The organism is Streptococcus sp. HMSC071D03, assembly GCF_001812125.1.
GTDB lineage: Bacteria > Bacillota > Bacilli > Lactobacillales > Streptococcaceae > Streptococcus > Streptococcus pseudopneumoniae_N.
In genome coordinates this window covers 1-10,799 of the sequence record NZ_KV807730.1, presented here as the reverse complement: position 1 = coordinate 10,799, position 10,799 = coordinate 1, and the positions used below count along the sequence as shown (strand labels likewise).

The 10,799-nt window shown below is 41.1% G+C and carries 11 protein-coding genes; 10 read left to right on the top strand and 1 reads right to left on the bottom strand.

Going from position 1 to position 10,799, the window contains the following annotated elements; translation table 11 throughout:
* Window positions 1-78 precede the first annotated feature (78 nt).
* On the bottom strand, window positions 79-495 hold the full coding sequence (locus tag HMPREF2837_RS03720; protein ID WP_049549110.1) for a DUF6556 family protein: 417 nt from the start codon (window positions 493-495) through the stop codon (window positions 79-81).
* A gap of 136 nt (window positions 496-631) precedes the next feature.
* On the opposite strand from HMPREF2837_RS03720, the gene HMPREF2837_RS03715 reads away from it, so the two are divergent.
* From HMPREF2837_RS03715 to HMPREF2837_RS03670, 10 genes are all read left to right on the top strand, one after another.
* Window positions 632-1,774, top strand: a complete 1,143-nt coding sequence (locus HMPREF2837_RS03715; RefSeq protein ID WP_049549111.1) for a cysteine desulfurase family protein — start codon at window positions 632-634, stop codon at window positions 1,772-1,774.
* An 8-nt stretch (window positions 1,775-1,782) separates the two neighbouring features.
* A complete protein-coding gene (thiI, locus tag HMPREF2837_RS03710) occupies window positions 1,783-2,997 on the top strand; it encodes a tRNA uracil 4-sulfurtransferase ThiI (RefSeq protein ID WP_049549112.1) in 1,215 nt (404 codons plus the stop codon).
* Between the two features lie 135 nt (window positions 2,998-3,132).
* Window positions 3,133-3,957 (top strand): alpha/beta hydrolase, encoded by an 825-nt coding sequence (locus HMPREF2837_RS03705; protein WP_049549113.1) that lies wholly within the window; start codon window positions 3,133-3,135, stop codon window positions 3,955-3,957.
* A 21-nt stretch (window positions 3,958-3,978) separates the two neighbouring features.
* Window positions 3,979-4,719, top strand: coding sequence for an esterase family protein (locus HMPREF2837_RS03700; RefSeq protein WP_049549114.1), 741 nt, complete (start codon window positions 3,979-3,981; stop codon window positions 4,717-4,719).
* Window positions 4,720-4,731: 12 nt separating this feature from the next.
* Entirely contained in the window at window positions 4,732-5,898 is a 1,167-nt protein-coding gene (locus HMPREF2837_RS03695; RefSeq protein ID WP_049549115.1) for an ATP-grasp domain-containing protein, read from the top strand.
* A gap of 158 nt (window positions 5,899-6,056) precedes the next feature.
* A complete protein-coding gene (gene gla / locus HMPREF2837_RS03690; RefSeq protein WP_049549116.1) occupies window positions 6,057-6,926 on the top strand; it encodes an aquaglyceroporin Gla in 870 nt (289 codons plus the stop codon).
* A 164-nt stretch (window positions 6,927-7,090) separates the two neighbouring features.
* Window positions 7,091-7,624, top strand: coding sequence for a YutD family protein (locus HMPREF2837_RS03685; RefSeq protein WP_049549117.1), 534 nt, complete (start codon window positions 7,091-7,093; stop codon window positions 7,622-7,624).
* A 16-nt stretch (window positions 7,625-7,640) separates the two neighbouring features.
* On the top strand, window positions 7,641-8,726 hold the full coding sequence (gene rlmN / locus HMPREF2837_RS03680) for a dual-specificity RNA methyltransferase RlmN (RefSeq protein WP_049549118.1): 1,086 nt from the start codon (window positions 7,641-7,643) through the stop codon (window positions 8,724-8,726).
* 1 nt (window position 8,727) lies between these two features.
* The gene (locus HMPREF2837_RS03675) at window positions 8,728-9,210 is read left to right on the top strand and encodes a VanZ family protein (protein ID WP_075230658.1); all 483 of its coding nucleotides are present in this window, start codon (window positions 8,728-8,730) and stop codon (window positions 9,208-9,210) included.
* Entirely contained in the window at window positions 9,207-10,748 is a 1,542-nt protein-coding gene (locus tag HMPREF2837_RS03670; RefSeq protein WP_075230657.1) for an ABC-F family ATP-binding cassette domain-containing protein, read from the top strand. The genes HMPREF2837_RS03675 and HMPREF2837_RS03670 overlap by 4 nt, the downstream gene beginning before the upstream one ends.
* Window positions 10,749-10,799 lie beyond the last annotated feature (51 nt).

The following is a 10,799-nucleotide window of genomic DNA, read 5'->3' as shown; positions in this document are numbered from 1 at the left end:
CGTGAACTAGGATTTTAGTTTCGCAGGAAGTCTACTAAAAAAACCAGCGATTCAATCACTGGCTGTTAGATAGTTCTTTTAAGAAGCTCCATTAGTAGTAGAAGTTTTTGTATCTGTTGTTTGGGTGCTAGATGACGGAACAGTTTGTTGTTCTTGTTTACTGCTAGTGTCTTCTTTCTTGCTTTCTTCACTGCTACTAGATTGACTTGTCGTTTCTTCTTGTGTGTTGTCCTTTGTAGAAGTATTATCCTTGTTGGGAGTAGTGTTCTCTTGAGGGGATTCCTTTTGAATCTCTTTTATGACAGTTGTCTGGGTTGTCGTAGTTTCTTTTTTAGAGTTATTATTGTTGTTGTTATTCATAGCATTCATAATGGTGATGCTTGCAGTAATCAGCCCTAGAATACTACCGATAGTAGCAATCGTTTTTTGAAAAACAGTAAATCCTTTTTTGATGTGTTCCGTTTTAGGTTTTGATGTTCTACGATAATTAGACATAATATCTCTCCTTTACTAAAATTCATTATACCGAAAATCTTTAAAAAAAACTTAAATGAACCTGAATTGCCTTTCTTGTCGCCTGAACTGTTTCGTGATACAATAGAAGGAGTGATTTTAGAAAGCGTGAGAAACCATGATTTACTTTGATAATTCGTCAACGACCAAGCCATACCCTGAAGCCTTAGAGACTTATATGCAGGTTGCTTCAAAGATTATAGGAAATCCTTCAAGTCTCCATCGTTTGGGAGACCAATCTAGCAGAATTTTAGAAGCTTCTCGACAGCAGATTGCAGATTTGATTGGCAAGAAAAGCGAAGAAATTTTCTTTAACTCTGGTGGGACTGAAGGGGATAATTGGGTTATCAAAGGGGTTGCGTTTGAAAAAGCGCAATTTGGTAAACACATTATTGTGTCTGATATTGAGCACCCAGCAGTCAAGGAGTCGGCTCTCTGGCTCAAGACTCAAGGTTTTGAAGTGGATTTTGCACCAGTAGATGAGCAAGGTTTTGTGGACTTGGAGGTATTAAAAAGTCTAATACGACCTGATACCACACTTATCTCTATCATGGTTGTCAACAATGAAATCGGCTCAATCCAGCCTATTGAAGCTATTTCAGAACTATTAGCTGATAAGCCAACGATTTCCTTCCACGTTGATGCGGTTCAAGCTTTGGCTAAAATACCAACAGAAAAGTATTTGACAGACCGAGTGGATTTTGCGACCTTCTCTAGTCATAAATTCCACGGAGTTCGTGGTGTTGGCTTTGTCTATATCAAGTCTGGCAAGAAAATTACACCGCTTTTAACTGGTGGTGGCCAAGAGCGTGACTATCGTTCAACAACTGAGAATGTAGCAGGAATTGCAGCAACAGCCAAAGCACTGCGTCTAGCTATGGAAAGATTGGAATTGTTTTCTAACAAAACGAGTCAGATGAAGGAAGTCATTCGTCAGGCTCTTCTTGATTATCCAGATATTTTTGTCTTTTCAGGTGAGGAAGACTTTGCTCCTCATATTCTGACCTTTGGGATTAAGGGAGTTCGTGGGGAAGTCATCGTTCATGCTTTTGAAGACTATGATATTTTCATTTCTACAACGTCAGCTTGCTCGTCCAAGGCTGGGAAACCTGCTGGGACTCTGATTGCCATGGGGATTGAAAAGGATAAAGCCCAGTCAGCAGTACGCCTCAGCCTAGACCTAGAAAATGACATGAGTCAAGTTGAGCAATTTTTGACCAAACTAAAATTAATTTACAATCAAACTAAAAAAGTAAGATAGGAGTATTCATGCAGTATTCAGAAATTATGATTCGCTACGGAGAGCTTTCAACCAAGGGTAAAAACCGGATGCGTTTCATCAATAAACTACGTAATAATATCTCAGACGTTTTGTCCATTTATCCTCAAGTCAAAGTGACAGCAAACCGCGATCGTGCCCATGCTTATCTGAATGGGGCAGATTATGAACCAGTGGCAGAGTCACTCAAGCAAGTTTTCGGGATTCAAAACTTTTCACCAGTATACAAGGTTGAAAAATCTGTAGAAGTTCTGAAATCTGCTGTCCAAGAGATTATGAAGGACATCTACAAGGAAGGTATGACCTTTAAAATCTCAAGCAAGCGAAGCGACCACAACTTTGAGTTAGACAGTCGTGAGTTGAACCAAACTCTTGGTGGTGCAGTATTTGAAGCTATTCCCAATGTACAAGCCCAGATGAAAAATCCCGATATCAATCTGCAAGTGGAGATTCGTGAAGAGGCGGCTTATCTTTCCTATGAGACCATTCGTGGTGCGGGTGGTTTACCAGTTGGAACTTCTGGGAAAGGCATGCTCATGTTGTCAGGTGGGATTGACTCACCAGTAGCTGGTTATCTAGCTCTAAAACGTGGAGTGGATATCGAAGCTGTTCACTTTGCTAGTCCACCATATACAAGTCCAGGTGCCCTCAAAAAAGCCCAAGATTTGACCCGTAAATTGACTAAATTTGGTGGCAATATCCAGTTTATCGAAGTACCTTTCACGGAGATTCAAGAAGAGATTAAGGCTAAGGCTCCAGAAGCTTATCTCATGACTCTGACTCGCCGCTTTATGATGCGCATTACAGATCGTATCCGTGAAGTGCGAAATGGTTTGGTCATCATCAATGGTGAAAGTCTTGGTCAGGTGGCAAGCCAAACCCTGGAGAGTATGCAGGCTATCAATGCGGTGACTAATACACCGATTATCCGTCCAGTTGTGACTATGGATAAGCTAGAAATCATTGACATTGCGCAAGAAATTGATACCTTTGAAATTTCTATCCAGCCCTTTGAAGATTGTTGTACTATTTTTGCACCCGATCGTCCGAAAACAAATCCAAAGATTAAGAATGCCGAGCAGTATGAAACACGTATGGATGTCGAAGGTCTGGTTGAACGTGCAGTAGCAGGAATCATGATTACTGAAATTACCCCTCAAGCTGAGAAAGATGCGGTTGATGAGTTAATTGATGACCTCCTTTAATCAGAAAAACCAGAGGAAAAAATAAAATAAGTAAAAAAAGTTAGTTTATTGTCCTAAATTTGGACGGAAACTGACTTTTTTTCTATTTTTATGATATAATTAGGTAAAATTTTGAATATAGAGAGTTTTCTGACAATGAATCAATCTTATTTTTATCCAAAAATGCGAGAGCATAAATTAGTGGTTCCCTACACAGGTAAGGAGCGTCGGGTACGTGTTCTCCTCCCCAAAAACTATGATAAAGATACGGATAGAAGCTACCCAGTTGTGTATTTTCACGATGGACAAAACGTCTTTTATAGTAAGGAATCTTACGTTGGACATTCCTGGAAGATTATCCCAGCCATCAAGCGAAATCCAGATATCAGCCGTATGATTGTTGTGGCTATTGACAATGATGGACTTGGACGGATGAACGAGTATGCGGCATGGAAATTCCAAGAGTCCAACATTCCTGGCCAACAATTTGGTGGTAAGGGAGTCGAGTACGCTGAGTTTGTCATGGAAGTGGTCAAACCCTTTATCGACGAAAACTATCGGACAAAAGCAGACCGTAAACACACTGCTATGATAGGATCTTCACTTGGTGGCAATATTACCCAGTTTATCGGCTTGGAGTATCAAGATCAGATTGGGTGCTTGGGAGTTTTCTCATCAGCTAACTGGCTTCACCAAGAGGCCTTTGATCGCTATATCGAGCGAAAAAAACTATTGCCTGACCAGCGTGTCTTTATCTATGTTGGAACGGAAGAAGCTGATGATACAGATAAGACCCTCATGGCTGGCAATATTAAGCAGGCCTATATCGACTCTTCCCTTCGCTATTATCATGATTTGATAGCGGGAGGAGTGCAGTTGGAAAATCTCTTGCTCAAGGTTCAGGCTGGAGCCATTCACCATGAAGTGCCATGGTCAGAAAATCTTCCAGCTTGCCTACGTTTTTTTGCAGAAAATTGGTAATTAGTATAAAGGAGACAGGATATGCATATTGAACATCTTAGCCACTGGAGTGGTCATCTTAACCGTGAAATGTATGTCAACCGTTATGGACACGCAGGTATCCCAGTGGTTGTCTTTGCTTCCTCAGGTGGGAGCCACAATGAATACTATGATTTTGGAATGATTGATGCTTGTGCATCCTTTATTGAAGAAGGTCGCGTGCAGTTCTTTACCCTTTCAAGTGTAGATAGTGAGAGCTGGCTTGCGACTTGGAAAAATAGTCATGATCAAGCTGAGATGCACCGTGCCTATGAACGATATGTGATTGAAGAAGCTATCCCTTTTATCAAGCACAAGACAGGCTGGTTCGACGGCATGATGACGACAGGCTGCTCTATGGGAGCCTATCATGCACTTAATTTTTTCCTTCAGCATCCAGATGTCTTTACCAAGGTAATCGCCCTCAGTGGTGTCTATGATGCGCGTTTCTTTGTAGGTGACTACTACAATGATGATGCTATCTATCAAAATTCACCAGTAGATTATATCTGGAATCAAAATGATGGTTGGTTTATTGACCGTTACCGTCAGGCTGAGATTGTGATTTGTACTGGCTTAGGTGCTTGGGAGCATGATGGCCTGCCTTCTTACTACAAGTTAAAAGAAGCCTTTGACCAAAAACAAATTCCTGCCTGGTTTGCAGAATGGGGACATGATGTCGCCCATGATTGGGATTGGTGGCGCAAACAAATGCCATATTTTCTCGGTCACATGAGTCTATAAAAGGAGTCGCTTATGAATTATCTTGTAATTTCACCCTATTACCCACAAAATTTCCAACAGTTTAGTATTGAGCTAGCCAATAAAGGAATCACCGTTCTAGGGATTGGGCAAGAACCCTATGAACAACTAGATGAGCCATTGCGCAATAGCTTGACTGAGTATTTCCGTGTTGATAATCTTGAAAATATTGATGAAGTTAAACGTGCAGTTGCCTTTCTCTTTTATAAGCATGGTCCAATTGACCGTATCGAATCTCACAATGAATACTGGCTAGAGTTGGATGCTGCTCTTCGTGAACAATTTAATGTCTTTGGTGCCAAACCAGACGACCTCAAAAAGACGAAATTTAAGTCTGAAATGAAGAAACTCTTCAAAAAAGCTGGAGTTCCAGTGGTTCCAGGTGCTGTCATTGAAACAGATGCAGATGTTGACAAAGCTGTGAAAGAAATTGGCCTTCCTATGATTGCCAAACCTGACAATGGAGTGGGAGCGGCAGCAACCTTCAAGCTTGAAACAGAAGAGGATATCCATCATTTCAAGGCAGAATGGGACCATTCAACCGTTTATTTCTTTGAAAAATTTGTTACTTCTAGTGAAATCTGTACCTTTGATGGTTTGGTAGATAGAGATGGAAATATCGTCTTTTCTACGACCTTTGACTATGCCCATACACCGCTTGATCTCATGATTTACAAGATGGACAATTCTTATTATGTTCTTAAAGATATGGATCCAAAATTGCGCAAGTATGGTGAGGCAATCGTTAAAGAATTTGGCATGAAAGAACGTTTCTTCCATATTGAGTTCTTCCGTGAAGGTGATGATTATATTGCCATTGAGTATAACAACCGTCCAGCAGGTGGCTTCACCATTGATGTTTATAACTATGCCCATTCTTTTGATTTGTACAAGGGCTATGCAGCAATCGTTGCGGGTGAGCCATTCCCTGCTTCACAATTCGAACCACTATACTGTTTGGCAACATCTCGTCGCGCTAATGCCGACTATGTTTATTCAGAAGAAGACTTGCTCGCTAAATATGGTCACCAGTTCAAGGTCAAGAAAATCATGCCAGCAGCCTTTGCTGAATTGCAAGGAGACTTTCTCTATATGCTAACGACACCAAGTCGTGAAGAAATGGATCAGATGATTAAGGACTTTGGTCAGCGTCAAGAATAATCAAAATTTTGACTTAACAAACTAGGTTTGTTAGGTCTTTTTTTAAGAACTAAAATAAAAGCGTTTTCCCGCAGTATTCTTTTAGAAAATCTGTTGCTAAAAGGCTTAAAAATTGATAGAATAGGGATTGTCTAAAAAATATTAAGGAGAATCTATCAATGGATTTCGCATGGGCAGTCAAATATGCCACTGAATTTTTGGGAACAGCCATCTTGATCATCTTGGGAAATGGTGCAGTTGCCAACGTTGAACTTAAAGGTACGAAAGGTCACCAAAGTGGCTGGCTCGTTATCGCTGTTGGTTACGGTATGGGGGTTATGATCCCTGCCTTGATGTTTGGTAATGTTTCTGGTAACCACATCAACCCAGCCTTCACTCTTGGTCTAGCAGTTAGCGGACTTTTCCCTTGGGCACAAGTAGCACCATACATCGTTGCACAAGTCTTGGGAGCAATCTTCGGACAAGCCTTGGTTGTTGCAACTCACCGTCCTTACTACTTGCAAACTGAAAAAGCAAACAATATCTTGGGGACTTTCTCAACAATTTCAAGTTTGGACCACGGTACAAAAGAATCACGCTTTGCAGCAACAGTTAACGGTTTTATCAACGAGTTCGTTGGATCATTCGTTCTCTTCTTTGCAGCACTTGGTTTGACAAAGAACTTTTTTGGAGCTGAAGTCCTCCAATACATGAAACAAATGGCAACTCAAGCTGGTCAAAATGTTGACTTCTCTGATTTGGCAATTAAAGCTCAAGTAGCGCCTCATACAGCATCAGGACTTTCTGTTGCTCACTTGGCACTTGGTTTCCTAGTAATGGCTTTGGTTACTTCACTTGGAGGACCTACAGGACCTGGTTTGAACCCAGCTCGTGACTTTGGACCACGTCTCCTTCATGCCTTCCTTCCAAAATCAATCCTTGGTCAACACAAGGGTGATTCAAAATGGTGGTATGCTTGGGTACCAGTAGTTGCACCGATTGCAGCTGGTATTGCAGCAGTAGCACTTTTCAAATTACTTTACCTATAATCACTCAAAACTGGGAAACCCCAGTTTTTTCTTGTCTACGAAAGTCGAGTTTTTGGATAGAGATTCTTAAATCGTCAGACTTTTTTCATTTTAATGCTAAAGGTGAAAATGTGGCGAAAATATGGTAAAATAGAGTGTTAAGAAATCGTTGAAAAAGGAAAATTATGCGTAAAGAGATTGCACCTGAATTATACAATTACAATAAATTCCCTGGTCCAGAGTTTCGTGTGACTGGATCTAGGGTCGAGGCTGAAGGTTTTGCTTTTACCTTGGTTGAAAATAGCAAGGATGCTTTTGATGTAACGGCTTTTACTCAACGTTTTTCAGAAGTTTTGACTAAGTTCGACTATATCGTAGGAGACTGGAGTAATGAACAGTTGCGCTTGCGAGGCTTTTATAAGAATGAACGCGCTGAAGAGTCTTTAGAAAAAATCAGTCGCTTGCAGGATTATCTACTAGAGTACTGTAGCTATGGTTGTGCCTATTTTGTCTTAGAAAACCAAGTGCCTAAGCGGGCGTCCTTCGACCAAAAAATGCGCAAAAAAGAGGAAGAAAAAGATTCTCGAAAAGGAAAGAAACCTTCTCAAAACAAGAAAAGAAATCATACAGATAAAAGAAATAGACGACGTTCAAAAGACCAAAAATCTCAGAAAGAAGATAAGGGGCAACGTCATTTCGTCATCCGTAAGAAGGACTAGAAAATAAGGAGAAAAGATGAAACCGTCGATTTATAGTTTAACACGTCAAACCATGCAGGAATGGGTATTGGAGCAGGGAGAAAAGAAATTCCGTGCAGATCAAATCTGGGAATGGCTTTACCGTAAACGTGTCCAGTCATTTGAAGAAATGACCAACCTTTCCAAGGATTTGATTGCTAAGCTCAATGACCAGTTTGTGGTCAATCCCTTAAAACAACGTATCGTACAAGAGTCTGCTGATGGTACGGTTAAATATCTCTTTGAGTTGCCTGATGGTATGTTAATTGAGACAGTACTAATGCGTCAGCACTATGGTTTATCTGTCTGTGTGACTACTCAGGTCGGCTGTAATATCGGTTGTACCTTCTGTGCATCAGGTTTGATCAAGAAGCAACGTGACCTCAATAACGGGGAAATTGTGGCTCAAATTATGCTGGTTCAAAAATATTTTGACGAGCGTGGTCAAGATGAGCGTGTTAGCCATATCGTTGTCATGGGTATCGGAGAACCATTTGATAACTACAACAATGTCTTGAACTTCATCCGTACCATCAATGATGACAAGGGAATGGCTATCGGTGCTCGCCATATCACCGTATCAACTTCAGGTTTGGCTCACAAGATTCGTGATTTTGCTAATGAAGGCGTACAGGTCAACCTTGCAGTTTCTCTTCATGCGCCAAACAATGAACTGCGTTCAAGCATCATGAAGATTAACCGTGCCTTTCCAATTGAAAAACTCTTTGCAGCTATCGAGTACTACATCGAAACAACCAACCGTCGTGTGACTTTTGAATATATCATGCTAAATGAAGTTAACGATGGAGTGGAGCAGGCACTTGAATTGGCAGAATTGCTCAAGAATATCAAGAAATTGTCATATGTTAACTTGATTCCTTACAACCCAGTTAGTGAGCATGACCAGTATAGCCGAAGCCCTAAAGAACGCGTGATGGCCTTCTATGATACGCTCAAGAAAAAAGGGGTCAACTGTGTCGTTCGTCAGGAACATGGTACTGATATCGATGCGGCTTGTGGACAATTGCGTTCAAATACCATGAAGCGCGATCGCCAAAAAGCAGTAGCAGAAGTAAATCCATAAGATGAGTCGAAAAACATTACTAAGCTTGGGAGTGCTTTTATACAGTCTTTGTATTGTCTGTTTTTGCTTTACTCCCCAGCCTCAACTTCCTACAGGAGTGGAAACTCCAGGTATTCAAACTTTTGGACGCCTGGTTTTTCTTTTGATGCCTTTTAACTCTTTGTGGAAACTGGGAGAAGTAACCAGCCCTTTACAGTTGTTTTGGATTTTTTTGCAAAACGCCTTAAATATCCTCTTGCTCTTCCCATTAATTTTCCAGCTTCTCTATCTCACCCCTAGTCTAAGAAAAACCAAGAGAGTGATTTTGTTAAGCTTTTTATTGAGCTTGAGCATCGAGTGCACACAGCTAGCTTTAGACTTTTTCTTTGATTTTAATCGGGTCTTTGAGATTGATGATTTATGGACCAACACACTAGGTGGTTACCTAGCTTGGATTATTTATAGAAAATTAAATGTAAACAAACTTACAAAGGAATTAGAATGAGTATTTTAGAAGTTAAAAATCTGAGTCACGGTTTTGGTGACCGTGCAATTTTTGAAGATGTGTCCTTCCGTCTCCTAAAGGGAGAACACATCGGATTGGTTGGTGCCAATGGTGAAGGAAAATCAACCTTTATGAGCATCGTGACTGGTAAAATGTTACCTGATGAAGGTAAGGTGGAATGGTCCAAATATGTAACTGCAGGTTACCTGGACCAGCACGCTGTGCTCAAAGAAGGTCAAACCGTGCGTGACGTTCTTCGTACAGCCTTTGATGAACTCTTTAAGGCAGAAGCTCGTATCAATGACCTTTATATGGAAATGGCAGAAGATGGAGCGGATGTTGATGCTCTCATGGAAGAAGTTGGCGAACTTCAAGACCGTCTGGAGAGTCGTGATTTCTATACCTTGGATGCTAAGATTGATGAAGTAGCGCGTGCCCTTGGTGTTATGGACTTTGGCATGGATACAGATGTAACGTCTTTGTCAGGTGGACAAAGAACCAAGGTACTTTTGGCTAAACTTCTCCTTGAAAAGCCTGATATCTTGTTGCTTGACGAGCCGACCAACTACTTGGATGCTGAGCATATTGATTGGCTCAAGCGCTATCTCCAAAACTATGAGAATGCCTTTGTTCTCATTTCACACGATATTCCATTCCTCAATGATGTTATCAATATCGTATATCACGTTGAAAATCAACAGTTGACTCGTTATTCTGGAGATTACTACCAGTTCCAAGAAGTCTATGCTATGAAGAAATCGCAGCTAGAGGCAGCTTATGAACGCCAACAGAAAGAGATTGCTGACCTTAAGGACTTTGTTGCCCGAAACAAAGCGCGTGTTGCAACACGAAATATGGCCATGTCTCGTCAGAAGAAATTGGATAAGATGGATATCATCGAGTTGCAAAGTGAGAAACTAAAACCATCCTTTGATTTCAAACCAGCTCGTACACCAGGGCGCTTTATCTTCCAGGCTAAGGATTTGCAGATTGGTTACGACCGCCCACTTACAAAACCATTAAATCTTACCTTTGAGCGCAATCAAAAGGTTGCTATAATCGGTGCCAATGGTATCGGGAAAACAACCCTCTTGAAGTCTCTCTTGGGGATTATTCCACCAATCGCTGGGGAAGTTGAACGTGGTGACTATCTAGAACTTGGCTACTTTGAACAAGAAGTGGAAGGTGGCAATCGCCAGACACCTTTAGAAGCAGTTTGGAATGCCTTTCCAGCCCTTAATCAAGCGGAAGTTCGTGCAGCCCTTGCCCGTTGTGGCCTGACTACTAAGCACATCGAAAGCCAAATTCAAGTCTTATCAGGTGGGGAACAAGCAAAGGTGCGTTTCTGTCTCTTGATGAATCGTGAAAACAACGTTTTAGTTCTGGACGAGCCGACCAACCATTTGGATGTGGATGCCAAGGATGAACTCAAACGCGCTCTCAAAGAATACAAGGGATCTATCCTTATGGTTTGCCACGAGCCAGACTTCTATGAAGGCTGGATGGACCAAATTTGGGATTTTAACAACTTAACTTAAAATGAGAGTAAAAGAAATAGGCTCTATAATTTCTGTAGTGGGTAAATCCCC

Coding starts and splice junctions, on each gene's coding strand:
- HMPREF2837_RS03705 (WP_049549113.1), top strand. CDS start 3,133: ATGAATCAATCTTATTTTTATCCAAAAATGCGAGAGCATAAATTAGTG.
- HMPREF2837_RS03715 (WP_049549111.1), top strand. CDS start 632: ATGATTTACTTTGATAATTCGTCAACGACCAAGCCATACCCTGAAGCC.
- HMPREF2837_RS03695 (WP_049549115.1), top strand. CDS start 4,732: ATGAATTATCTTGTAATTTCACCCTATTACCCACAAAATTTCCAACAG.
- thiI (WP_049549112.1), top strand. CDS start 1,783: ATGCAGTATTCAGAAATTATGATTCGCTACGGAGAGCTTTCAACCAAG.
- HMPREF2837_RS03700 (WP_049549114.1), top strand. CDS start 3,979: ATGCATATTGAACATCTTAGCCACTGGAGTGGTCATCTTAACCGTGAA.
- HMPREF2837_RS03720 (WP_049549110.1), bottom strand. CDS start 495: ATGTCTAATTATCGTAGAACATCAAAACCTAAAACGGAACACATCAAA.
- gla (WP_049549116.1), top strand. CDS start 6,057: ATGGATTTCGCATGGGCAGTCAAATATGCCACTGAATTTTTGGGAACA.
- rlmN (WP_049549118.1), top strand. CDS start 7,641: ATGAAACCGTCGATTTATAGTTTAACACGTCAAACCATGCAGGAATGG.
- HMPREF2837_RS03670 (WP_075230657.1), top strand. CDS start 9,207: ATGAGTATTTTAGAAGTTAAAAATCTGAGTCACGGTTTTGGTGACCGT.
- HMPREF2837_RS03685 (WP_049549117.1), top strand. CDS start 7,091: ATGCGTAAAGAGATTGCACCTGAATTATACAATTACAATAAATTCCCT.
- HMPREF2837_RS03675 (WP_075230658.1), top strand. CDS start 8,728: ATGAGTCGAAAAACATTACTAAGCTTGGGAGTGCTTTTATACAGTCTT.